20 protein-coding genes and 2 riboswitches are annotated in these 23,601 nt (G+C 74.5%); of the genes, 10 read left to right on the top strand and 10 right to left on the bottom strand.

The features are described 5' to 3' along the window. Positions 1–14: 14 nt before the first annotated feature. Together purB and IE329_RS23355 are read right to left on the bottom strand one after the other, a co-directional pair. Positions 15–1,445 (bottom strand): adenylosuccinate lyase, encoded by a 1,431-nt coding sequence (gene purB / locus IE329_RS23360; protein WP_190212918.1) that lies wholly within the window; start codon positions 1,443–1,445, stop codon positions 15–17. A 77-nt stretch (positions 1,446–1,522) separates the two neighbouring features. Further along, the gene (locus IE329_RS23355) at positions 1,523–2,014 is read right to left on the bottom strand and encodes an SRPBCC family protein (protein ID WP_190212917.1); all 492 of its coding nucleotides are present in this window, start codon (positions 2,012–2,014) and stop codon (positions 1,523–1,525) included. Positions 2,015–2,091: 77 nt separating this feature from the next. On the opposite strand from IE329_RS23355, the gene IE329_RS23350 reads away from it, so the two are divergent. Continuing rightward, the gene (locus IE329_RS23350; RefSeq protein WP_190212916.1) at positions 2,092–2,685 is read left to right on the top strand and encodes a TetR/AcrR family transcriptional regulator; all 594 of its coding nucleotides are present in this window, start codon (positions 2,092–2,094) and stop codon (positions 2,683–2,685) included. Between the two features lie 76 nt (positions 2,686–2,761). On the opposite strand, the gene IE329_RS23345 is transcribed toward IE329_RS23350, so the two are convergent. The 3 genes from IE329_RS23345 to IE329_RS23335 all read right to left on the bottom strand — a co-directional run bounded on the left by IE329_RS23345 (position 2,762) and on the right by IE329_RS23335 (position 4,543). Further along, positions 2,762–3,214: a MarR family winged helix-turn-helix transcriptional regulator gene (locus tag IE329_RS23345; protein ID WP_073927295.1), complete on the bottom strand. Its 453-nt coding sequence runs from the start codon at positions 3,212–3,214 to the stop codon at positions 2,762–2,764. Positions 3,215–3,341: 127 nt separating this feature from the next. Next, positions 3,342–3,737: a DUF3037 domain-containing protein gene (locus IE329_RS23340; protein WP_190212974.1), complete on the bottom strand. Its 396-nt coding sequence runs from the start codon at positions 3,735–3,737 to the stop codon at positions 3,342–3,344. A 50-nt stretch (positions 3,738–3,787) separates the two neighbouring features. Then, positions 3,788–4,543 (bottom strand): HipA family kinase, encoded by a 756-nt coding sequence (locus tag IE329_RS23335; RefSeq protein ID WP_190212915.1) that lies wholly within the window; start codon positions 4,541–4,543, stop codon positions 3,788–3,790. Positions 4,544–4,713: 170 nt separating this feature from the next. Between IE329_RS23335 and IE329_RS23330 the strand changes: the two genes are divergently transcribed. Further along, entirely contained in the window at positions 4,714–6,072 is a 1,359-nt protein-coding gene (locus IE329_RS23330; protein ID WP_073927297.1) for an NAD(P)/FAD-dependent oxidoreductase, read from the top strand. A 68-nt stretch (positions 6,073–6,140) separates the two neighbouring features. On the opposite strand, the gene IE329_RS23325 is transcribed toward IE329_RS23330, so the two are convergent. Beyond that, positions 6,141–7,322, bottom strand: coding sequence for a GDSL-type esterase/lipase family protein (locus IE329_RS23325; protein ID WP_268257310.1), 1,182 nt, complete (start codon positions 7,320–7,322; stop codon positions 6,141–6,143). A 331-nt stretch (positions 7,323–7,653) separates the two neighbouring features. Then, positions 7,654–9,006 (bottom strand): aminotransferase class I/II-fold pyridoxal phosphate-dependent enzyme, encoded by a 1,353-nt coding sequence (locus IE329_RS23320; protein ID WP_190212913.1) that lies wholly within the window; start codon positions 9,004–9,006, stop codon positions 7,654–7,656. Positions 9,007–9,040: 34 nt separating this feature from the next. Between IE329_RS23320 and IE329_RS23315 the strand changes: the two genes are divergently transcribed. The 5 genes from IE329_RS23315 to IE329_RS23295 all read left to right on the top strand — a co-directional run bounded on the left by IE329_RS23315 (position 9,041) and on the right by IE329_RS23295 (position 14,437). Then, positions 9,041–9,694 (top strand): pyridoxamine 5'-phosphate oxidase family protein, encoded by a 654-nt coding sequence (locus IE329_RS23315; protein ID WP_190212912.1) that lies wholly within the window; start codon positions 9,041–9,043, stop codon positions 9,692–9,694. A 12-nt stretch (positions 9,695–9,706) separates the two neighbouring features. Next, positions 9,707–10,408: an FMN-binding negative transcriptional regulator gene (locus IE329_RS23310; RefSeq protein WP_190212911.1), complete on the top strand. Its 702-nt coding sequence runs from the start codon at positions 9,707–9,709 to the stop codon at positions 10,406–10,408. Between the two features lie 270 nt (positions 10,409–10,678). After that, positions 10,679–12,091: a sugar porter family MFS transporter gene (locus IE329_RS23305; RefSeq protein WP_190212910.1), complete on the top strand. Its 1,413-nt coding sequence runs from the start codon at positions 10,679–10,681 to the stop codon at positions 12,089–12,091. 90 nt (positions 12,092–12,181) lie between these two features. Continuing rightward, positions 12,182–12,937: a dienelactone hydrolase family protein gene (locus tag IE329_RS23300; RefSeq protein ID WP_190212909.1), complete on the top strand. Its 756-nt coding sequence runs from the start codon at positions 12,182–12,184 to the stop codon at positions 12,935–12,937. 231 nt (positions 12,938–13,168) lie between these two features. Next, complete coding sequence (locus IE329_RS23295; protein WP_190212908.1) at positions 13,169–14,437, top strand: MFS transporter; 1,269 nt, start codon at positions 13,169–13,171, stop codon at positions 14,435–14,437. A 139-nt stretch (positions 14,438–14,576) separates the two neighbouring features. On the opposite strand, the gene IE329_RS23290 is transcribed toward IE329_RS23295, so the two are convergent. Further along, complete coding sequence (locus tag IE329_RS23290) at positions 14,577–15,365, bottom strand: CPBP family intramembrane glutamic endopeptidase (RefSeq protein WP_190212907.1); 789 nt, start codon at positions 15,363–15,365, stop codon at positions 14,577–14,579. Between the two features lie 256 nt (positions 15,366–15,621). Then, on the bottom strand, positions 15,622–17,127 hold the full coding sequence (locus tag IE329_RS23285) for a glutamate--cysteine ligase family protein (protein ID WP_190212906.1): 1,506 nt from the start codon (positions 17,125–17,127) through the stop codon (positions 15,622–15,624). A gap of 367 nt (positions 17,128–17,494) precedes the next feature. Here IE329_RS23285 and IE329_RS23280 point away from each other — a divergent pair, with 367 nt between their 5' ends. After that, positions 17,495–18,067, top strand: coding sequence for a hypothetical protein (locus IE329_RS23280; RefSeq protein WP_190212905.1), 573 nt, complete (start codon positions 17,495–17,497; stop codon positions 18,065–18,067). 327 nt (positions 18,068–18,394) lie between these two features. Beyond that, on the top strand, positions 18,395–18,586 hold the full coding sequence (locus IE329_RS23275; protein WP_073927307.1) for a DUF5999 family protein: 192 nt from the start codon (positions 18,395–18,397) through the stop codon (positions 18,584–18,586). Between the two features lie 168 nt (positions 18,587–18,754). Here IE329_RS23275 and gcvP read toward each other — a convergent pair whose 3' ends face one another. Further along, entirely contained in the window at positions 18,755–21,655 is a 2,901-nt protein-coding gene (gcvP, locus tag IE329_RS23270; RefSeq protein ID WP_190212904.1) for an aminomethyl-transferring glycine dehydrogenase, read from the bottom strand. Between the two features lie 104 nt (positions 21,656–21,759). Further along, positions 21,760–21,891, bottom strand: a riboswitch (glycine riboswitch). A gap of 1 nt (position 21,892) precedes the next feature. Further along, a riboswitch (glycine riboswitch) is annotated at positions 21,893–21,995 on the bottom strand. Positions 21,996–22,221: 226 nt separating this feature from the next. Here gcvP and IE329_RS23265 point away from each other — a divergent pair. Further along, positions 22,222–23,598, top strand: coding sequence for a PRC and DUF2382 domain-containing protein (locus tag IE329_RS23265; RefSeq protein ID WP_190212903.1), 1,377 nt, complete (start codon positions 22,222–22,224; stop codon positions 23,596–23,598). Positions 23,599–23,601 lie beyond the last annotated feature (3 nt).

The raw sequence follows: 23,601 nt of genomic DNA, 5'->3' as shown, positions 1-23,601 counted from the left end.
GAACTGACGACACGTCAGAGAATGTCACCGGGCGCGTACTTGGCGGCCTCCGGGTGGGCGGCCGCGACCGCCTCGATCCGGCGGACGACCTCGGCGACCTGCGCCCCGGCCGCGCCGGTGAAGGAGATCCGGTCGGCGAGCAGCGCGTCCAGCTCGGCGCGGTCGAGCGGCATCCGCTCGTCGGCGGCCAGCCGGTCCAGCAGCTCGTTCTCCCGGGCGCCGGCCCGCATCGCCAGCGCGGACGCGACGGCGTGCTCCTTGATGACCTCGTGCCCGGTCTCCCGGCCGACGCCCGCGCGCACCGCGCCCATCAGCACCTTGGTGGTGGCGAGGAACGGCAGGTAGCGGTCCAGCTCGGCCTCGATCACGGCCGGGAAGGCGCCGAACTCGTCGAGGACGGTCAGGAAGGTCTCCAGCAGGCCGTCGAAGGCGAAGAAGGCGTCCGGCAGCGCGACCCGGCGCACCACCGAGCAGGAGACGTCGCCCTCGTTCCACTGGTCGCCGCCGAGCTCGGCGGTCATCGAGGCGTACCCGCGCAGGATGACGGCCAGGCCGTTGACGCGCTCGCAGGAGCGGGTGTTCATCTTGTGCGGCATCGCGGAGGAGCCGACCTGGCCCTCCTTGAAGCCCTCGGTGACCAGCTCGTGGCCGGCCATCAGGCGGATGGTCTTGGCCAGGCTGGACGGCGCGGCGGACAGCTGGACCAGCGCGGAGAGCACCTCGAAGTCCAGCGAGCGCGGGTAGACCTGGCCGACGCTGGTCAGCACGTTGTCGAAGCCGAGGTGGCCCGCCACCCGCTGCTCCAGATCGGCCAGCTTCGCGGTGTCGCCGCCCAGCAGGTCCAGCATGTCCTGGGCGGTGCCGACCGGTCCCTTGATCCCGCGCAGCGGGTACCGGGTGATCAGCTCCTCCAGGCGGTTGAACGCCACCAGGAGCTCGTCGGCCACGGTGGCGAACCGCTTGCCGAGGGTGGTCGCCTGCGCGGCCACGTTGTGCGAGCGGCCGGCCATGACCAGCTCGGAGTGCTGCGCGGCGAGCCGGCCCAGGCGCACCAGCACCGCCACCGTACGGTCGCGGACGTGCTGCAGGGACTGGCGGATCTGCAGCTGCTCGACGTTCTCGGTGAGGTCCCGAGAGGTCATGCCCTTGTGGATCTGCTCGTGGCCGGCGAGGTCGCTGAACTCCTCGATGCGGGCCTTGACGTCGTGTCGGGTGACGCGCTCACGCGCGGCGATGGAGTCGAGGTCGACCTGGTCGAGGACGCGCTCGTAGTCGGCGACGGCGGTGGCGGGCACCTCGACACCGAGGTCCTGCTGGGCCTTCAGGACGGCGAGCCACAGGTGGCGCTCAAGGACCACCTTGTGCTCGGGGGACCACAGCTGGGCCAGGGTCGCCGAGGCGTACCGGGAGGCCAGGACATTGGGGATCTGGGGCTTCGCGCTCACGCTTCGCAAGCCTAACAGCCGAGGTCAGCCGGACCGTCGGCGGACCACCCCGAGCGCGCCGCCGCGGCCGCGCACGGTCACCGCGCGAGGACCCGGCGCAGCAGCCGCACGTACCGGCCCCAGCGGGCGGGGGCGGGCGGCGCGGCCCCGGGGAAGACGGCCTCGGCACGGTCCAGGGCATCCTCCAGCAGGGCGTCGTGCAGCGGGCGGAAGACCAGCGGCCAGCTCAGCCGGGCCGGCCCGGACGGCCGCATCGCCAGCGTGTGCCGCAGCAGCGTACGGCCCGCGCCCGCCGGGTGGACGCTGCACTCGTGGAAGCCGTGGAACCCGCGCGGCCCGGTGAACTCGAACCGCACCCACCGGCCCGGCACGTACGCCGCCACCGCGTACCGGACCGGGCCGTGGCCGCCCACCGCGCCGAGCTCCAGGCCCGGGTCCAGCCGCATGGCCGGCCACCGCCCGTGCGGCCACAGCGCGTCGGCCGGCCCGCCCGCCAGGCCGTCGATCAGCGCCCCGACCTCCTGCTCGCCGGCTTCGAGCACCCGCTCGTGGACGTTCAGCACCGCCATCGTGACCACCCTCCCGGCCGTCGGGGCCCACATTCTGGAGACCCCCCTCCAATATTCTGGAGAGTACTCTCGATTACATGGCCAGACCACCCCGGTACGACGAGACGCAGCTTCTGGACGCCGCCGTACGGCTGGCCGCCGCGGCCGGACCGACGGCGGTGACCATGACGGCGGTGGCCAAGGAGGTGGGCGCGCCCAGCGGCTCGGTCTACCACCGCTTCCCGCAGCGCCCGGCGCTGCTCGCCGAGCTGTGGCTGCGCACCGTCGAGCGGTTCCAGGCCGGCTGGCTGGCCGCGCTCGCCGCCCCCGGCGATCCGGTCGCGGCGGCGGCCGCCGCCGCCCGGCACGTGGTGGCCTGGAGCCGGCTGAATCCGCGGGAGGCGGCCGTGCTGCTGTACGGCCCGGACGACTACGGGCGCGCGGACTGGCCCGCGGGGGCCGCCGAGCGGGCCGCCCGGGGAACGGCACAGGTGCGGGCGGCGCTGGCCGGGCTGACCGGCCGGCTCGGCGGCGCCGATCCGGAGGCCGTCACGCTGGCCCTGGTCGACCTGCCGCTGGCCGTGGTCCGCCGCCACCTGCGGGCGGGCGCCCCACTGCCCCCGGGCGCCGAACGGCTGGCCGGACTCGCGGCCACCCGGCTGCTGGCACCGGGGGCGGACACCGGGGCCTGATCCCGGCGCGAGGGCCTGCTTGCGGCGCGGGCGCCGCCCGGCCGCGCCCTGCGCCGGCAGCCGCGCGGCGTCGGCCTCAGGCCGCCGGGCGGCCGGTGAGCACCGGCAGCACCTGGTGGCAGATGGAGTACAGCGCCACCCGCTGCTCCTCGCTCATGGCGTCGAAGGCCTGATGGGTCCGGGCCATCTCGGCCCGGATGAGCGCCAGGATCTCCCGGCCCTGTTCGGTGATCACCACGATCTTGACCCGCCGGTCGCCCGCCGCCGCCTCCCGGTGGGCCAGCCCGAGGGCCTCCAGCCGGTCGACGATGCCGGTCACGTTGGAGGCGTCGCAGCCGAGCCGCCCCGCCAGCGCCCGCATCGGCACCGGCTCGTGCACCGCTCCCAGCGCCTTGGCCTGCGAGGACGAGAGCCCGTGCCGGGCCGCCGCGCCCGCGAAGTCCTGGAAGTAGGCGGCGCCGACGGCGGCCAGCGCCTCCATCAGCTCGGCGGTGGTCGGTGCGGCGGTCGCCGTCGGTGTCGAACCCATGCGGCCAGCGTACGCGTAGAAGGTTCACCTGCTCCAGCTTTGACCACCGCAAATGTCCAACCCCACCCCGGACCGGGCCGGGGCCGCAGCACCGGACGGCCCGACCCGGAGCACCGGACGGCCCGGGTCAGAGCACCAGCTGGTCGAAGAGCCGGCGCAGTTCGGCCTCCGGGTCGGCGGTCAGGCCGGTGTGCACCGGCCCCGGCTGGACGACGGCGCTGCGCGGGGCGGTCAGCCAGCGGAACCGCTGGCCGGGGTTGTCGGCCGCCGCCGGGCCGGCCTCGGGGCCGCCCGCGCAGACCGCCTCGATGCCGTGCAGCGCCCGGCGCACCGCGGCCACGTCGGCCACCGGGTCGAGCGCCAGCAGCCGGGCCTGGTCCAGGTGGGTGCGGGCGCCGAGGTGGGCGCTCTGCCGGCAGTAGAGCAGCACGCCGATGTTGACGCACTCGCCGCGCTCGACCCGGGGAACCGCCCGGACCAGCGCGTACTCGTAGTCGTGCAGCGTGCCGTCGGTGGTGCTCACGGTGTCCTTCGTCTCCTCGGGGCCGGCGTCCTGGCGGGTCTGGGCCGCGCTCACCCCGACACCTCCGGGAGCCAGTCGCGGGGGCCGGCCAGCCGGGCCGTGAGCTGGTCCAGGTAGGCCGCCCGCACCGCGTCCGGCGAGTCGAAGCCGGGCTCGTCGGCCAGCCAGACCTCGGGGATCTGCGCCACCGCACCGGCCAGCGCCTCCTCGGCGAGCGGTGCCAGCAGCTTGTCGGCGGCCGCGACGTCCGGCCGGGCCCGCAGCAGGGCGTGGTCACCGGCGTCGTAGGGGCGACGGATCCAGCCGGCCGCACCCGCCCAGTGGTGGTGGAAGATCAGGCTGGCGCCGTGGTCGATCAGCCGCAGGCCGCCGGTGGCGACCAGCAGGTTGGGGTTGCGCCAGGACCGGTCGACGTTGCCGATCAGCGCGTCGAACCAGAGCACCTGCCCGGCCAGCTCCGGCTCGACCTCGAAGCAGAGCGGGTCGAAGTTGAACGCCCCGCTGACGAAGGCCATCCCGAGGTTGGTCCCGCCGCTGGCCCGCATCTGGTCCTGCACCTGCTGGTCGGGCTCGCTGCGGGCGAGCACCGGGTCGAGGTCCACGGTGACCAGCTCCGGCACCGGCAGCCCGAGCCGCCGGCCCAGTTCGCCGGCCAGCACCTCCGCGACCAGCGCCTTCCGGCCCTGCGCGGCCCCGACCCACTTGAGCGCGTAGAGCCGGTGGTCGTCGGCCTCGACCAGGCCCGGCATCGAGCCGCCTTCACGTAGTGGCGTCACATAACGGACCGCCGTCACCTCGGTGAGCACCCGGACAGCCTACCGATCCGTCAGGTCAACCGTCCGCACCGCTGCGGTGGCAGGGCCGGTTGGTCCGTGCGAGTGTGGCGGGCAGTGGGCCCCGCCCGGCCGGACGTGCCGCGCCGACAGGGGCCTGGTTGTCCCGGCTCGGCTCGGACCAGCACTGTAAGGGATGAACGATGGAACGACCTCGGATCCTGATCGTTGGTGGCGGCTTCGCCGGACTGGAATGCGCGCGCCGCCTGGAACGCAAGCTCACGCCCGCGGAGGCGGAGATCTCCCTGGTCACGCCGTTCAGTTACCAGCTCTACCTGCCGCTGCTGCCGCACGTCGCGGCCGGCGTGCTCACCCCGCAGTCGGTGGCGGTGTCGCTGCGGCGGACCCTGCGGCGCACCCACATCGTGCCGGGCGGCGCGATCGGCGTCGACCCGCGCTCGAAGGTCTGCGTGGTCCGGAAGATCACCGACGAGGTGGTCGCCGAGCGCTACGACTACCTGGTGCTCGCCCCCGGCAGCGTGACCCGGACCTTCGACATCCCCGGCCTGACCGACTACGCGCGCGGCATGAAGACGCTCGCGGAGGCGACCTACGTCCGGGACCACGTGATCGCCCAGCTCGACCTCGCCTCGGCCAGCCTGGACCAGCGCGAGCGGGAGTCCCGGCTGCAGTTCGTGGTGGTCGGCGGCGGCTACGCCGGCACCGAGACGGCGGCCTGCCTGCAGCGGCTGACCACCGCCGCGGCCCGGCGCTACCCGCGGCTGGACGCCCGGCAGATCAAGTGGCACCTGATCGACATCGCCCCGAAGCTGATGCCCGAACTCGGCGACGCGCTGGGCGAGACGGCGCTGCGGGTGCTGCGCGCCCGCGGCATCGAGGTGTCGCTCGGCGTCTCGGTGGCCGAGGTGGGCGCCGAGAGCGTCAAGTTCACCGACGGCCGGGTGCTGCCCAGCCGGACGCTGATCTGGACGGCCGGGGTCGCGGCCAGCCCGCTGATCGCCACCCTGGACGCCGAGACGGTGCGCGGCCGGGTGGCGGTCACCGCGGAGATGCGGGTGCCGCAGTTCGAGGGCGTCTTCGCGCTCGGCGACGCGGCCGCCGTCCCGGACCTCGCCAAGGGCGACGGCGCGGTCTGCCCGCCGACCGCCCAGCACTCCGCCCGGCAGGGCAAGGCGGTCGCCGACAACCTGATCGCCTCGCTCCGCGGCCGGCCCCTGGAGCCGTACTACCACAAGGACCTGGGCCTGGTGGTGGACCTCGGCGGCAAGGACGCCGTCTCCAAGCCGGTCGGCATCGAGCTGGAGGGCGTGCCCGCCCAGCTGGTGGCGCGCGGGTACCACCTGATGGCGATGCGGACCAACGCGGCGAAGTTCCGGGTCGGCGCGAACTGGCTGCTCAACGCGACCGCCGGGGACGACTTCGTCCGCACCGGGTTCCTCGCCCGGCAGCCCGCCCGGCTGCGCGACTTCGAGTACACCGACGCCTACCTGACGAAGGATCAGGTCCGGGCGCACGCCCAGGCGTTGCTCGCCAAGGGCTGACCGGCCCGACGCCAGGCCGCCGGCGCCCGTACCCCCGCACGGGGTACGGGCGCCGGGGGCGTGCGCGGCTACTTCGCGGTCAGGTACATCCCGTCGGTGTCCTGGCCGGCCGTGTTGCGGCAGCTCCAGTTGCCGGCCGGCCTGGCACCCAGCAGGGTCAGGCAGCGGCCGAGGGCGAGCTGGCCGTAGTAGTTCGGGTGCATCGACTCCTGGACGGTGCCCTGCGAGGCGCTCAGGCCGGCGTCGACGAACCGGGCCCACTCGCTGGTGGTCGCGGAGGGCGCGGCGGACGGGGTCGCCTGCCTGGCGGCCGCGGCGCAGACCTCGCGGCCCTGCAGCATGTCCCGCAGGTCCATGAACTGCACGCCCTTGGCGGCCGCGACCGCGGCCAGCGCGTCGGAGATCTGCGGCACCAGCGAGTCGCGGGCCCAGTCGGCGTCGCCGTCCCAGAACGGGCAGCCGCCGGTGTCGGCCCGGCTCCAGCCGCTCTCGGCGTAGCGCATCTCGGAGCTGCGCGGGATCGGCGACGGGTACGACTGCAGGACCATCCGGTAGTCGGCGGCCGCGTACCCGGCGGCGGTCATCACCGCGCGGATCTCGTCGACCGACTTGCGGACGCCCGCCATCGCGGTGGCCATCCTGGCGTCGACGGCGGCCTGCTGGTCGTCGTTGCAGTAGGAGTACCAGATCAGGTAGTCCTTCACGCAGGTCTGGATGACGTCCGCGAAGCCCAGGTCGTTGCCGCCGATCGAGAGCGTGATCAGCTTGACGTTGTTGGCGCGCGCGACGGCGGCGAGCTGGTCGGCCTGCGGGGCCTCGCCCTTGTACGACTGGCCGCCGTTGGCGGCCCGGTACACGTTGGCGGTGACGGCGCCGGAGCAGGCCAGGTTGATCTGGGTCTGGGCCAGGGCCGGGGCGCTGCGGACCTCGGCGACGTCCGAGCGGTCGCACCCGCTCGCGTACGTGGCGCCGTAGACCCGGGCCGGGTCGTAGGCGCTGCCGGTCCAGGACCGGTCGGTGCCGGCGCGGCTGCCGGAGGTGGTGACGCTGTTGCCCTTCCAGCGCCCGGCCTCTCCGGAGATGTAGCTGTCCCCCATGGTCACGCTGGCGGTGGGGCCGGTGGCGGCGCGGGCGGGGGCGGCGGCGGCCAACAGGCCGGTGCTGAGCAGGGGAAGTGCGAGGACGGCGGCGAGCAGCCGCCGCGTTCTGCTGGTGCGTGCGGCGGCGGTGCTCTGACAGCTTTCGGGCACGGCGGAACTCCTGCGTTCGGTCGCGCCCGTTGCTTGGGGACGGGCGCGACGCGGGGGTGAGGGTGGGCCGCCGGCCGGTGGCGCGAGAAACATGACATGCGCGCGCTTGTTACCGCTAGGTATCTGCAGCGACTTTCTCGCCCTGTTACCCGCCGGTTCGGCCGGGCCCGCCGCACCACCCCGGCCGGCCGTCCCGACCGGTCAGGGGCCGCCGGGCAGCGGCCGCCCCGCCGCAGCCGGCCGCTGCCCACGGGGGCCGCGGGGGCCGCGGGAGGCCGCTGCCGGGGAGGCCCGTACCGGGGAGTGCGGCGCCGGGGAGGCCGCCGTCCGCTCAGACCGACCGCGAGTCCCCGCCGCCCGTGGCCAGCACCGTGGCCAGGTCCGCCGCCAGCCGGGCCGCCTCGCCGGGCGCCAGGTCCGCCACCGTGATCCGCACCCCGGGCGGGGACTGCAGCCGGAACCGCGCGCCCGGCGCGACCACCCAGCCGTGCTGCACCAGCCCGGCCACCGTCGCGGTCTCGTCCTGCACGGGCACCCAGACGTTCAGGCCGCTGGCGCCGTACGCCGCGATGCCGTGCGCCGCCAGCGCGGCGATCAGCTCCTCGCGACGGGCGCGGTAGGCGGCGGCGACCCGCCGCACGGGGGCCGCCTCCGAGCGCCAGAGTTCGGCGACCGTGCGCTGGAGCAGGTGGCTGACCCAGCCGGCGCCGAGGCTCTGCCGGCCGAGCACCCCAGCCACCGTCTCCTCGTCCCCGACCGCCACCGAGAGGCGCAGGTCCGGGCCGTAGGCCTTGGCCGCCGAACGGACCACCACCCAGTGCGCGGTGACCGGCACCCCCCGCGGACCGCCGGACAGCGACCGGAACGGCTGGTCCACGATGCCGTGCCCGTGGTCGTCCTCGATCAGCAGGACGCCCGGGTGGCCGGCCAGCACCTCGCGCAGCTCCTGCGCCCGGCCGGCGGTGAGGGCGGCCCCGGTCGGGTTCTGGGCCCGGCCGGTGACGATCGCCGCCCGGGCGCCGGCGGCCAGGGCGGCGGCGAGCGCGGCGGGCATCGGGCCCTGCTCGTCCAGCGCGACCGGGACGGGCCTGAGCCCGAGGGCGGGCAGCAGGTCGAGCAGGCTGCCCCAGCCCGGGTCCTCCACCGCGACCTGGTCGCCGGGGCGCAGCCGGGCGCCGAGGACGCGTTCGATGGTGTCCAGGGCGCCGGAGGCCACCATCAGCCGGCCCTCGGGCACGCCGTCGGCCAGGAAGGAGGCCCGGGCGAGGCCGAGCAGGCCCGGGTCGGCGGACGGCTCCCCGTACAGCACGGGGGCCCGGTCGGCGGCGGCCCCCGCGACGGCCAGCGCCGGGGCGAGCGGCGGGAGCATGTCGACGGCGGGGTTGCCGGCGGAGAGGTCGCGGGCGTGCGGGGGGACGGGCACGCGCATCCGGTCGCGCGCGGCGACCGTCGGGCGGGGGCGGATCCGGCTGCCCTTGCGGCCGGCCGTCTCGATCACCCCGCGGTCGCGCAGCAGGCGGTAGGCGGCGGCGACGGTGTTGGGGTTGATGTCCAGCCGCTCGGCCAGATCGCGCAGCGGCGGGAGGGCCGCGCCGGGTGCCAGTTGCCCGGAGCCGACGGCGGCCTCGATGTCCGCCGCGATATCGCTGGCCCGGCGTCCCTTGATCGTATATTCTCCTAGCACAAAAGGAATTATGCACTAGTACATAGAGGTTGTCATGTCGGACGGCACCGCCTACGCACGCACCGCGCGCACCACCCCGACCCGGTACAAGGACCGGGCCACCTGGGAGCGCGACGCGATCCACGCGATCCTCGACAGCACGTACATCTGCCACCTCGGCTTCGTCGCCGACGGTGCGCCGGTCGTGCTGCCGACCATCTACGCCCGGGTCGGCGACCGCCTCTACGTGCACGGCTCCACCGGCAGCCGGCCGATGCGCGGCGCGGCCGGCCCCGGCCTGGCGGTCTGCGTCACGGTCACCCTGGTGGACGGGCTGGTGCTCACCAAGTCCGCGTTCAACCACTCCGTCAACTTCCGTTCGGTGGTGGCCCACGGCACGGCCCGCCAGGTCACCGACCCCGAGGAGCTGACCGTCGCCCTGGACGCCCTGGTCGACCAGGCCGTCCCCGGCCGCTCGGGCGACGTGCGCCGGCCCAACGCCAAGGAGCTCGCCGCCACCGCCGTCGTCCGGCTCGACCTCGACGAGGTCTCGGCCAAGACCCGCGCGGACGGCGCGGACGACGACGAGGCCGACCTCGACCTGCCCTACTGGGCCGGCGTCGTCCCGGTCTCGACGGTGCACGGCGCCCCCGTCCCGGACGCCTCCAGCACCGTGCCCCTGCCCGCCTACCTGCGCGAACTGCGCTGACCGGAGGGGGAGATGCTGATCAGGAGCTGGGACCGCGGCGACGAGGCCGAATGGCGCGACTGGCTCGCCGCCGGACGCGACTTCGGGCTGCTCGCCGCCAACGGCGCCCCCGGGCACGGGCCCGTCCTCGTCCCGACCCACTTCCTCCTCGACCCGGACGCGGGCGAGATCCTGCTGCACCTCGCCACGCCCAACCCGATCTGGGCGGCGCTGCGGGCCGACCCGCAGGTGACGCTGTCGGTGACGGACGACTACGTCTTCGCCCCCGGCCACTGGCGCGGCGAGCCGGGCACCCCGACCAGTTACTACGCCTCGGTCCAGTTCGCCTGCACCGCCGAGATCGTGGAGGACGCGGCGGGCAAGGCCGCCATCCTGAACCGCCAGCTGGCGCACTTCCAGCCGGAGACGCCCGAGGTCCGGGTGGTGCCCGGGGCCGGGCCCTTCGGCCCGCTGCTGACGGGCCTGCGCGGGCTGCGGCTGACCGTCCGCGAGGTGCGCGCCAAGTTCAAGTACGACGACAAGAAGCCGGCCGCGGAACAGTTCGCGATCGCCGGGCTGCTGGCGGAGCGCGGGCAGGGGCTGGACCCGGGCGCCCGGACGCAGCTGCTGCGGCGCAACGCCCGGCGCGGCGACGGCCCGGCGCCCGTCCGGGCCGAGCGCGCCGGACGTTCCGGGCCGGCGGCGACGGATCGCGGGGGCTGTCCGGCGGGCTGAGCAGCCGGGTGGACCACGGGCCGGCCGGCGCCGGACCGGCCGGCGGGACGTTGCCCGGACCGCGGGTCCGGCCGGCGCCGGACCGCGCCGCCGGGAGCCGGCCGGAGCTGACGGGCCGTGGCCCCGTACGCCCGGACGGGTTGCGTCCGCCGCGACATGCCGCCGAACGGGCTGCAGGCCGGGCGGACGGGTCACCCGCCTGATCGAATGTGAGGCGGATCCTGTCCACTCGGCCGTGCCGGCGGGCCGTCGCACCCTCAGGAGCTCGTCGTGGCCACCACCCACCCACCCAAGGACGCCGGCGAGGCGCACCTGGGGCATGTCGTGTTCATCTCGGCGGCCGCCGCGATGGGCGGCTTCCTCTTCGGCTACGACAGTGCCGTCATCAACGGCGCCGTGACCGGCATCCAGAAGCACTTCGAGGTGGGCAACGGCGAGACGGCGTTCGTGGTGGCGATCGCCCTGCTCGGCTCCGCGGGCGGCGCGATGGCGGCCGGCTGGCTCGCCGACCACCTGGGCCGGGTCCGGACGATGCTGCTGGCCGCCGTGCTCTTCGCGATCAGCGGCGTGGGCTCGATGTTCCCGCCCACCATCCAGGTCCTGGCACTCTGGCGGGTGGTCGGCGGCGTCGCGATCGGCATCGCCTCGGTGATCGCGCCCACCTACATCGCCGAGGTGGCGCCGACGGCGTACCGGGGCCGGCTGGCCTCGTTCCAGCAGATGGCGATCGTCCTCGGCATCACCGTCTCGCAGCTCGCCAACTACGCACTGAACGAGGCGGCCGGCGGGGAGTCCACCGGGCACCTGGCCGGCATCCAGGCCTGGCAGTGGATGCTCGGCGTGGAGACGGTGCCCGCCCTGGTGTACGGGCTGATGGCACTGGCCATCCCCGAGTCGCCGCGCTACCTGATCGCCGCCGGACGCGAGGACGAGGCCCGCGAGGTGCTGCGCGAGGTGGAGGGCGAGGCGGTGGACCTGGACGCCCGGACGGCCGAGATCCGCGCGGTGCTGCGGTCCACCCACAAACCGCGGCTCCGGGATCTGCTGGGCGGGCGGTTCGGGCTGCTGCCGATCGTCTGGATCGGCATCGGCGCCTCGGTGTTCCAGCAGTTCGTCGGCATCAACGTGATCTTCTACTACTCGTCCTTCCTCTGGCAGTCGGTGGGCATCGACGAGAGCAACTCGCTGCTCATCAGCCTCTCCACCTCGATCGTCAACGTGATCGGCACCGTGCTGGCGATGACCCTGGTGGACCGGATCGGCCGCAAGCCGCTGGCGCTGGCCGGATCGGCCGGCATGGCCGTCTCGCTCGGCGTGGCCGCCTGGGCCTTCTCCTTCCGGGTGGGCACCGGGGCCACCGCGACCCTGGACGACGCCTACGCCACCACGGCGCTGGTAGCCGCCCACGTCTTCGTGTTCTGCTTCGCGTTCTCCTGGGGCGTGGTGGTCTGGGTGCTGCTCGGCGAGATGTTCCCCAACCGGATCCGGGCGCTGGCCCTGTCGGTCGCCGCCTCCGCCCAGTGGATCGCCAACTGGGCCATCACCGTCACCTTTCCGGACCTCGCGGACTGGAACCTGTCGGCCACCTACGTCATCTACGCCTGCTTCGCCCTGCTGTCCATCCCGTTCGTGGCCTTCTGCATCAAGGAGACCAAGGGACGCACCCTGGAGTCGATGGGCTGACGCCCGCTCCCGGCGCGCGCCCTCCCCACGACACCCCCCTCCCCCGCCGGGCCGCGACCGGCCACGGCCCCGTCCCACGGAGAGACAGCCATGCCTGACCAGGGCGGCTCCCGGCAGAACATCACCTTCCCCCGCGCCGAGGGCACCGACGGCCCGCCCGGCGGGAACGGCGGGAACGGCGCCGGCGGGGCCGCCCGGCGGGCGCACGGCTACCTCGCGCTGCCGCCGCAGGGCACCGGCCCCGGGCTGGTGGTGATCCAGGAGTGGTGGGGGCTCACCTCGCACATCGCGGCCCTGACCGACCGCTTCGCGGCCGAGGGCTTCGTCGCCCTCGCCCCCGACCTCTACGGCGGCGCGACCACCCACGACCGCGCCGAGGCCGCCCGGCTGAAGCGCGAACTGCCGGTGGAGCGCGCCGCGCGGGACCTGCGCGGCGCCGTCGACCTGCTGCTCGGACACCCCGCGGTGGTCGGCGACGCCATCGGCGTGGTCGGCTTCTGCATGGGCGGCGGGTTCGCCCTGGTGCTGGCCGCGCAGGAGGGCGACCGGGTCGCCGCCGTGGTGCCCTTCTACGGGCTGCCGCCCGACCCGGAGTTCGACTTCCGCGGGCTGACCGCCCATGTCCTCGGGCACTACGGCGAACTGGACGGCTCGATCCCGGTGGCCGCCGTGGACGAGGCGGCGATCCGGATCGGGGAGGCCACCGACCGCCGACCCGAGATCCACTTCTACCCGGCCGGGCACGCCTTCATGAACGACGAGAACCCGGGCGGCCGCCACGACCCGCTGCAGGCCCGGATCGCCTGGCGGCGGACCCTCAGCTTCCTGTGGGGGCACCTCGGCTGACCACGGGCGCCGGCCGCAGGGGCCGCAGTGCGGAACCGGCGCCGGACCGTCGGCCCGAGCCGGACCCCGGACGAGCCCCTCCCTGACCTGACTCCCCGGCCCGACTCGCCGGCCCGACTCCCCGGCCTGTCTCCCCGCCGCCTCCCTGGCCGGCCCCCCTGACCGGTCTCCGGTCCGGCAGGACCAAATATCGGTTAGACACCTGACCGGGTACCCGTCATAGTCGCGCACGTGCACAGCCAAACGACCCTCCCCCGCCGCTTCGCCTGGGCCGGCCGCAACTACCGCATCCAGACCGCCGCGACGGTGGTCAGCGGCCTCGGCAACGCCGGGGCGCCGATCGCCACCGCCTTCGCCGTCCTCGGGGTCGGCGGCTCGACCACCGAGATCGGCTACGTCACGGCGGCCCGGCTGGTGCCGCTGGTCCTGCTGCTCCTGGTCGGCGGCGCCCTCGCCGACCGGCTGCCGCGCCACCACGTGATGGTCGCCGCCAACACCTTCAACGCCCTGTCCCAGGCGGTCCTGGCGGCCCTGGTGCTGACCGGCACGGTGCGACTGTGGGAGCTGGTGCTGCTCTCGGCGGCCGGTGGCGCCGGGCAGGCCTTCTACGGTCCCGCCTCCGGCGGCCTGATCATGCAGACGGTGGCGCCGGAGCACGCCTCGCACGCCTTCTCGGTCTACCGGATGGCCATGAACGGGGCCCAGATCGGCGGCGCGGCCCTCGGCGGCGCCCTCACCGCCACGGTCGGCGCCGGCTGGGTGCTCGCCATCGACGCCGGCTGCTTCCTGGCCGCCGCCGCCCTGCGCGTCCTGCTGCGGGTCGAGCCCGCGGCGAAGCAGCCGGAGGGCAGCGGGATGATCCGCGAACTGCGCGAGGGCTGGACGGAGTTCGCCTCCCGGCGCTGGCTCTGGGTGATCGTGCTGCAGTTCTCCGTCCTGATGGCCTGCGTCAGCGCGGTCGACGCCGTGTACGGACCGATCGTCGCCGAGACCCGGCTCGGCGGGGCCCGCGACTGGGGTCTCGCCCTCGCCGCCGACGGCGCCGGGCTGGTGCTCACCGGGCTGCTGATGGCCCGCTGGCGCCCCCGCCGGATCCTGCTGGTCGGCAACTACGGCGTCTTCCTCTTCGCCCTGCCCGCGGCCGCCCTCGCGATGGCCGCACCGCTGCCGCTGCTGGCGGTCGCCATGTTCCTCTCCGGCGCCGGCGTCACCGTCTTCGGGGTGAACTGGATGATCGCGCTGCAGCAGGAGATCCCGCCCGAGCTGATGTCCCGGGTCTCCGCGTACGACGCCTTCGGCTCGCTGGCCCTGGCCCCGGTCGGCACCGCCCTGGCCGGCCCGGCCGCCGGGGCGCTGGGCACCGGCGGCGCGCTCTGGACGTGTGCCGCCGTCACGATCCTGCTCAGCGTCGTGGTGCTGGCGGAACCGCAGGTCCGCCGGCTGAGCCGGCGCACCGCCGCCCCGGTGGAGGCCGCCGCCACGCCGGCACCGGTCGGCTGAACGGGCCCGCCCGCCGGACGACCGGCCGAGGACGGACGGGCGAGGACAGACGGGCGAACGGGCGAACGGGCGAACGGACGGGGCAACCAGCGGTCGGCGGCGCGCGTCCGGACGGGTGACAGACGTCGGCCGGCCGGGCTCAGCCGGTCGGCAGCCAGCTCACGTGGCCGGCCAGCAGGGCGTAACCGACGAAGGCCACGGTGTCGATCAGCGCGTGCGCGGTCACAAGCGGCATCACCCGTCCCCAGCGGCGGTAGGCCAGGCAGAAGACCACGCCCATCACCATGTTGCCGACCAGCCCGCCGACCCCCTGGTACAGGTGGTACGACCCGCGCAGCACCGAGCTGGCGACCACGATCGCCGGCCAGCTCCAGCCGAGTTGGCCCAGCCGGCGGATCAGGTAGCCGAGCACGATGACCTCTTCGAGGATCGCGTTCTCCCAGGCCGAGGCGACCAGCACGGGGATCCGCCACCACACGTCGGGCAGGCCGGAGGGGGCGACGGTCAGGTTGAAGCCGGCCGCCTGGGAGATCAGGTAGAGCGCCAGGCCGGAGCCGCCGATCGCGGCGGCGACGGCGGTCCCCCGGCCGAGGTCGCGCCGCTTCTGGGTCAGGTCGAAGCCGAGGACGCGCAGCGAGGTGCCCTCACGGACCAGCAGGTAGCCGACCAGGACGACGGGCATCAGGCCGCGCCCGATGTAGTAGAGCTGCCAGGCGAGGTCCAGCCACGGGCGGCCCGGAGCGCGGGACCCGTTGAGGGTGGCGACCTGCTGGCCGAGCGCGAGCGGCTGGGTGAGCGAGCCGGCGAAGCTGATCAGGGCGCTGAGGCCGCTGGCGCCCAGCGAGAGGCCGAGGACGATCAGCAGTTCGGCGCCGAGCAGCCGGCGGGACAGGGGCAGGCGCCCGGGCTCGGTCGAGACGGTGCTCACGGCGGCTCCAGCGGGCGGGCTTCGCCCGGGGGTCGGCCGACCGCCGGGGCGATCATCCTTCCATACGGGCGTACGGCCCCACCCGATCCGCCCCGCGCGGTGCCCGTGCCCCGTGGCTCACGCGGGCGTGCGGCGTCCCTCGCACCTCGGCCGGCGAAGACCGCCGCGGGCCGTCAAGGGCCCTCGCGGGCCGTCGCGGTACCGGCCTCGCCCCGGCCCCCTCGCCGGGAGCCGGGCCCCGGAGCCGGGAGCCGGGTCAGCCCACCGGCCAGGTGTGCACGGGCTCTCCCCCGCGCATGTACTCGGCGTAGCGCCGGGTCATCGCCGCCAGCGCGGCCGGCCGGTCCATCCCGAAGCGTTCGCGCAGTTGGTGGAAGGTCGCGCTCTGCCAGGCCGCGCCGTTGGTCCGGCGCAGGCAGCGCTGCTCGATGATGCCGAGGTAGCGATCCCGGTCGGCGGGCTCCACCCCCCACTCGTCCAGCCCCTGGTAGGCCAGCGGGAGCAGCTCGTTCAGCACCAGGTCGACGGCCGGCACGGCGGTCACCCCGCCGCCCCGGCCGCCCCAGCCGGCCCGCGGCCACTGCAGCACCGCGTCGATCCCGTGCCGGGCCGCGTTGTGGAAGTTCTCGTCGGCCTGGAGGAAGGGCAGCCTGGTCCAGACCGGCCGGGGCTGTTCGGCCAGCACCCGGACCAGTCCGTAGTAGAAGGCGGCGTTGGCCAGCGTGTCGGCGACCGTCGGCCCGGCCGGCAGGACGCGGTTCTCGACCCGCAGGTGCGGCACGCCGTCCGCGATGTCGTAGACCGGCCGGTTCCAGCGGTAGATGGTGCCGTTGTGCAGGCGCATCTCGGCGAGCTTGGGGATCCCGCCGGAGGCCAGCACCTTGACCGGGTCCTCGTCGTCGCAGATCGGCAGCAGCGCGGGGAAGTACCGCAGGTTCTCGGCGAACAGGTCGAGCGCGGAGTCGACCCACCGCTCGCCGAACCAGGTGATGGGGCGGACGCCCTGCGCCTTGAGCTCCGCCGAACGGGTGTCGCAGGCCTGTTGGAACAGCACCGGGCGGGTCTCCCGCCACAGCTCCCGTCCGAACAGGAAGGGCGAGTTGGCACCGAGCGCGACCTGCGCCGCGGAGAGCGCCTGGGCGGCGTTCCAGACCGAGGAGAACCGCTCGGGGGTGACCTGGAGGTGCATCTGCAGCGAGGTGGCGGCGGCCTCCGCGACCATGGTGACCGACTCCAGCTGGAGGCGCTCGACGCCTTCGATGTCCAGCGCGATGTCCTCGCCGCGGGCCGCCAGGATCTGGTCGCTGAGCAGGCTGTACCGCTGGTTGTGGGACATCGAGTCCAGGCCGGTGTGGTCGTGCTCCAGGGTCGGCAGGATCCCGATCATCACGATCCGGGCGCCGGCCTCGGCGGCCTTCCGGTCGGCGTAGCGCAGGCCGGTGTCGATCTCCTCCCGCAGCTCCTCCAGCACGTGGCCGGTGAGCCGGTGCGGGGCGATGTTCACCTCGATGTTGAACTGACCGAGTTCGGTCTGGAAGTCGCTGGAAGCGATCGCGCCGAGCACCTGTTCGTTGCGCATCAGCGGCTGACCCTGCTCGTCCGCCAGGTTGAGCTCGATCTCCAGCCCCATCACGGCCCGGGGGCGGTCGAAGCGGTTCTCACGCAGCATCCGTTCGAGCACGTCGAGACAGGACTGGAGCTTGCGGCGGTACATCTGCCGGTCCGACAGGTCCGCGCGCGTGGCCACGACCTTCTCGCCCATGGGTCCCCTCCTCTAGGCCGACCGTGCAAGCATCATGCCCATCCCGAAGATCGATACCCGACGGGGTCGAACGTCGTACGAAGCAAGGAAACTGACGCTCTTTCAGTCGAATGCCGACTTGCCTCGCGCAACTGAACGTGATAAACAGGTCACCCTGCGCACCTGTTCGAGTAGAATTCGCACTGCGCTCAAGCCCGGCCTGCCACCGCTCCGACGTCGACGACGATGCCGGGGCCCCCTACGGTGGCGGCCGCGCCCGCACCGCGATCATGCACAACCGGACACGGCCCAGGTCCCGTCACACCAGACACGCCACGCCGGTATGCCGCACTCGCACGCCGATCTCTCACGGAGAGGCGACCCCGCCATGACATTGCAGACCCCCCAGCCTCCGCCCAGCGCCCTGCGCGCCGTCCTGGCGGCCCTCGACTCGGAGACCGCGCTGCGCCAGCCGGCCGCCGCCGCGCTGCGCCATCCCCACGGCACCCTGCTGCCCGCGCACCCGCTCGCGGTGCACGTCCTGGACGGCCCCAGGCCCCGGCTGACGGCGGCGCGCCGGACGGGCTGGCGCTTCCTGATCAAGGACGGCAGCGAGGTGGCGGCGGCGGCCGAGGTGGTCCAGAGCGTCGAGGGGCACACCTTCTCCCACTTCACGGCCGGCCCCTACCTGGACTCGACCGTCCGGGCGCTGCGGCAGGCCTGGCAGCTCGCGCAGACCTCGCGCGCCCGCCACCAGCCGCGGCTGCTGACCTTCCCCGGGCAGTACGCCACGGCGCTGTGGCTGCACGCACCGGACGCGGCACCGGGGGCCGACCTGATGATCCCGCTGGCCCCCGCGCCGCTGGGGGTCACCGCGCACCGCGCCTACCCGGCGACGGACCTGCTGGCGCTGCTCGCCGCCCCCGCGCCGGCCAAGCCGTTGGTGCTCGGAGTCTCCTGACGCCCCGATCCTCCGGACGGGTCATCCCGGGTAGCCCGATCGGGCCATGCCCGGCATGGCCCGTCCGGCATGTATTTCGGCTTCGCGCCATCTGAATGGGTGATCTATGCCCGGGAGTTGTGGCGCATGTCACCAAATTGCTGCGCAAAGGCCGACGGACGCCGACACTGGGAGCCAGCGTGGAAGGACCACCTGTCCTACCCACAGATTCGCCGGCTCACACCTGGGCCGGCGGGACAGGATCCGGCTACCGCGGCGGCTCCCGCCGGCTATTCCGACGGCAACCGCATCACGGGGAGGATCGCTAGCGAAGCGAGGGTACGACCCATGTGCCAGCACCGTCCGGAGTGCCCTTCGGCCGACTCCGAGGACCGCGAGGCCGCCGCGACCGTGGCCTGCCACCCCGAGCAGGGGTGGAGCCTCCTCTGCAACGGCGTCCTGCTCTTCGAGGACACCGGCGAACTGCTGCCCGACGGCCGGGTGATCGCCCCGCGCCGCCCGCTGGCCTTCGCGGCCTGACCCGCTCGCCGCCGGCGCAGCACCGGGTCCGTACGGCAGGGTGCCCCGGGCGCGTGGTGCGAAGCCCCGCGGCGGGTACGGCGGACAGCGGTGGGCCCCGGCGGATCGAATCCGCCGGGGCCCACCGCTTCGCACCGGGTCAGCTCACGCCCGCGGGCGCGGCACCGGTCAGGCGCCGTACTCGTCCATCGGCGGGCAGGAGCAGACCAGGTTGCGGTCGCCGTACGCGCCGTCGATCCGGCTCACCGGCGGCCAGTACTTGTCCGCCGGGTTGACGCCCGCCGGGAAGACCGCCTCCTGGCGCGTGTAGCCGCGGGTCCAGTCGCCGGCCAGGGTGGCGGCGGTGTGCGGGGCGCCGCGCAGCGGGTTGTCCTCCGCGGCCCACTCGCCCGAGCCGACCTTCTCGATCTCCGCGCGGATCTCGATCATCGCGGCGCAGAACCGGTCGATCTCGTGCAGGTCCTCGGACTCGGTGGGCTCGATCATCAGGGTGCCGGCCACCGGGAACGACATCGTCGGCGCGTGGAAGCCGTAGTCGATCAGGCGCTTGGCGATGTCGTCCACCGTCACGCCCGTCTCCTTGGTGAGCGGGCGGATGTCGATGATGCACTCGTGCGCGACCAGCCCGCCGGGGCCGGTGTAGAGCACCGGGAAGTGCGGGGCCAGGCGCTTGGCGATGTAGTTGGCGTTCAGCACCGCGACCTGGGTCGCGTGCTTGAGGCCCTCGCCGCCCATCAGCCGGACGTACGACCAGGAGATCGGCAGGATCGCGGCCGAGCCCCACGGCGCGGCGGAGATCGGGCCGACACCGGTGGCGGGGCCCGCCTCGCTCTGCAGCGGGTGGTTCGGCAGGTACGGCGCCAGGTGGGCGCGGACGGCCACCGGGCCGACGCCCGGGCCGCCGCCGCCGTGCGGGATGCAGAAGGTCTTGTGCAGGTTCAGGTGCGAGACGTCCGCGCCGAACTTGCCCGGCTTCGCCAGGCCCACCAGCGCGTTCAGGTTGGCGCCGTCCACGTACACCTGGCCGCCGGCCTCGTGCACGGCCGCGCAGATGTCGGTGATGGTCTCCTCGAACACGCCGTGCGTGGACGGGTAGGTGACCATCAGCACCGAGAGCTGGTCGCGGTGCTGCTCGATCTTGGCGCGCAGGTCGTCGACGTCGACGTCACCGTCGACCAGGGTCTTGACCACGACCACCCGCATGCCGGCCATCACGGCGGAGGCCGCGTTGGTGCCGTGCGCGGAGGACGGGATCAGGCAGACGTCGCGGCCGGTGTCGCCGTTGGCGTGGTGGTAGGCGCGGACCGCCAGCAGGCCGGCCAGCTCGCCCTGCGAACCGGCGTTGGGCTGGATGGAGACCGCGTCGTAGCCGGTCACCTCGACCAGCTGCTGCTCCAGCTGGCGGATCAGGGTCAGGTAGCCCTGGGCCTGCTCGATCGGCGCGAAGGGGTGCAGCTGGCCGAACTCGGGCCAGGTCACCGCCTCCATCTCGGTGGTCGCGTTGAGCTTCATGGTGCAGGAGCCCAGCGGGATCATGCCCCGGTCCAGCGCGTAGTCGCGGTCCGACAGGCGGCGCAGGTAGCGCAGCATGGCGGTCTCGGAGCGGTGGCTGTGGAAGACCGGGTGGGTGAGGTACTCGTCCTCGCGCAGCAGCGCGGCGGGCAGCGCCTCGGCGGTCTCGTCGATCTCGGCCTGCGGCACGCCGAAGGCGGCCCAGACACCGGCCAGGTGCTCGCGGGTGGTGGTCTCGTCGCAGGAGACCGAGATCAGGTCGGCGCCGTCCTGGTGGACGTTGATGCCGTGGGTCCGCGCGGCGGCGGCGATCCCGGCGGCCCGGCCCGGGACGCGGGCGGTGACGGTGTCGAAGAACTCGCCGTGCAGCAGCTCGACGCCCCCGGCGCGCAGCCCGGCGGCGAGCGCGGCGGCGTAGCGGTGGGTGCGGCGGGCGATGTCGGCCAGGCCGTCGGGGCCGTGGTAGACGGCGTACATGGAGGCCATCACGGCCAGCAGGACCTGCGCGGTGCAGATGTTGCTGGTCGCCTTCTCACGGCGGATGTGCTGCTCGCGGGTCTGCAGCGCCAGGCGGTAGGCGCGGTTGCCGTCGGCGTCGACCGAGACGCCGACCAGGCGGCCGGGCAGCGAGCGGGCGTACTCGGCGCGGACCGAGAGGTAGCCGGCGTGCGGGCCGCCGAAGCCCATCGGGACGCCGAAGCGCTGCGAGGTGCCGCAGGCGATGTCGGCGCCGAGCGAGCCGGGCGACTTGAGCAGGGTGAGCGCCAGCAGGTCGGCGGCCACGGCGACGACGGCGCCGAGCCCGTGGGCCTGCTCGATCAGCGGCTCCAGGTCGCGGACCACGCCGGTGGCACCCGGGTACTGCAGCAGCACGCCGAAGACGCCGCGCTCGGCGATCCCGGCCGGGATGCCGGCGGAGAGGTCGGCGACGACCACCTCGACGCCGGTCGGTTCGGCGCGGGTCCGGATGACGGCGACGGTCTGCGGCAGGGTCTCGGCGTCGACCAGGAAGACCCCGCCCTTCACCTTGGTGACCCGGCGGGTCAGCGCCATCGCCTCGGCGGCGGCGGTGCCCTCGTCGAGCAGCGAGGAGCCGGAGGTCGGCAGGCCGGTCAGGTCGGAGACCACGGTCTGGAAGTTGAGCAGCGCCTCCAGGCGGCCCTGCGAGATCTCCGGCTGGTACGGGGTGTAGGCGGTGTACCAGGCCGGGTTCTCCATGACGTTGCGCAGGATCACCGGCGGGGTGAAGGTGCCGTAGTAGCCCAGGCCGATCATCGGCGTGAGCACCTGGTTGGCGGCCGCCAGCTCGCGCAGCTCGGCGAGGACCTCGGCCTCGCTGCGGCCGGCCGGCAGGTCGAGGCCGTCGATCGAGCGGATCGCCTCGGGCACGGCGGCGGCGGACAGCTCGTCCAGCGAGCCGTAGCCCACGTGGGCGAGCATCTTCTCCTGGGCCCCGGAGTCGGGGCCGATGTGGCGGGTCTCGAAGGGGCTGGCCTGCTCAAGCTCGGTGAGGGTCGCGGAGCTGAGCGGGCGACCGGCGTTCGGCTGGGCGTTCATGATGGTCGAGGCCTCCTGGTCACGGACCGGCGGGGGCGCGCACGCCGGTCGGCCGTGACCGCTGCGGACAGCGGGCCGGCCCTGGCGAACGAACCCAACAGGCCTCCCCCTCTGTCATCGGGACCTGAGAGCTTCGCCCGCGCGGGATGCCTGAGCATCCCGTCGGCTTGCACCGTCGGTGAGGGTGGTGGCCGTCGGCTCCCTCGCCGGCGGTCCTGCCCTGCTTTCCAGAGTGACCTATCCCACACGGTACGGATGCCTGAGAGATTCCGGGGAGGAGTTGCTCCTTCGGCGCCCCCGCCGGCGTCTCGTCGGCCGGGGACTCTCCCGAGCGGGCTCGGCGGTCGCGCCCAGGGTACCAGCGGGAGCCCTCCCGATCACGGGTGCGCCCCCGCCCCGGACCGGAGTACGCACTGGTCCGGGCGGGCGGACGGCCCGCCCGGACGGCGGCGCTCCGCTCGCAGGCGCCCGGTTCATGCCTTTTCGTATGAAGTGGCGGATGGGCCGGACCCTCCAGCCGTACCCCTGCGGGAGTTCCGCAGGAGCATCCGCACCGGAGGAATTGAGTGCAAACCGACATCGACCCCAGAGACCTGATCGGGCACCGGGCGGTCGACCGCAACGGCGACAAGATCGGCACCGTGGACGAGGTGTACCTGGACGACGCGACCGGCGAGCCCGAGTGGGCGGCCGTCCGGACGGGCATCTTCGGCCGCGACGCCTTCGTCCCGCTGACCACCAGCGAGTTCTCGGGCGAGGAGCTGCGGGTCCCCTACGACAAGTCGCTGGTGAAGGACTCACCGGACTTCGGCGTGGGCCAGCACCTCTCCCCCGCCCAGGAGCTCCAGCTGTACCGCTACTACGGGCTCGACACCCCGGCGGACAACCGCTCCGGCTCGGCCAAGGACACCGGCGCCGACGACCGCCCCGCGGACCTGGACTTCGGCGCCGTGCCCGGTGCGGCCGCGCCGGCGGCCGCCGCTGCGGCGGTGGCGGGTGGCACGGCCGCCGCCACGGCGGGCCGGGGCACCGAGACCCCGGCACCGGAGAAGGCCGAGAAGCTGGAGAAGCTTGAGCGGCCCGTCGAGCCGCCGGCGGGCGGCGCGCCCGCCACCGCCGTCGGCCTCGCCGCGGCCGCCCCGGCCGCCGCACCCGAGCGCCGGACGCCGGCCGCCGAGGAGACCAACGTCCGCACCGTGGGCACTCCCGCGCCCGCCGCCGCCCAGGCCGCCCCGGCCCCGATGTACGCCAAGCCGGCCGAGGCCGCGCCGCTCGCCGCGCCCGGTGCGGACGCCGCCACCTCCGCGCCCGGCGGCCCGGTCGAGATCACCTGCCACGAGGAACGGCTCGACATCACCACCGAGTGGCAGGTGACGTACACGGCCCGGCTCCGCAAGTACGTCACCAGCGAGACGGTCGAGCGGCACGTCCCGGTGGTGCGCGAGCGCGTCCGGGTGGAGCGGGTGCCCGTGACCGAGGGCGAGCGGGACGCGCTGACCCAGGAGGAGATCGCGGAAGCGGTGGAGGAGGTCACCCTGCGCGAGGAGCGGCCGGTGGTGCGCAAGTACCTGGTGCCGATCGAGCGGGTGCGGCTGGTGGTCGAGCGGTTCACCGACGACCACGTGGTGCGCGAGGAGCTGCACCGCGAGCACGTCGAGATCCAGGACGGCTCCACGGCCGGCACCCCGGGGCCGGCCGCCGCGCACGCCGCACCGGCCGGGCACTCCGCCCAGGCCGGACACACCTCCCCGGCCGCGCAGCCGGCCCAGGCCTCGCAGCCCTCGGGCGGTACGTCCGCGTCCGGCGGGCCCGCGGCGGGCCGGCCGGACTCCGCCGCCGACTCCCCCTCGGCCGGCCGGCCGACCGACAGCTCGGCCGCCGCCCCGGCCGCGGCCCAGACCGGCGTGCAGTCGCACCCCGAGCCGCTGCGCACCCTGGGCTGAGCG

Origin of the sequence: Kitasatospora indigofera, assembly GCF_014655955.1 — a bacterium.
Lineage (GTDB): Bacteria > Actinomycetota > Actinomycetes > Streptomycetales > Streptomycetaceae > Kitasatospora > Kitasatospora indigofera.
Note: the sequence above shows the minus strand (reverse complement) of the source record. Positions and strands in the feature narration are given on the sequence as shown.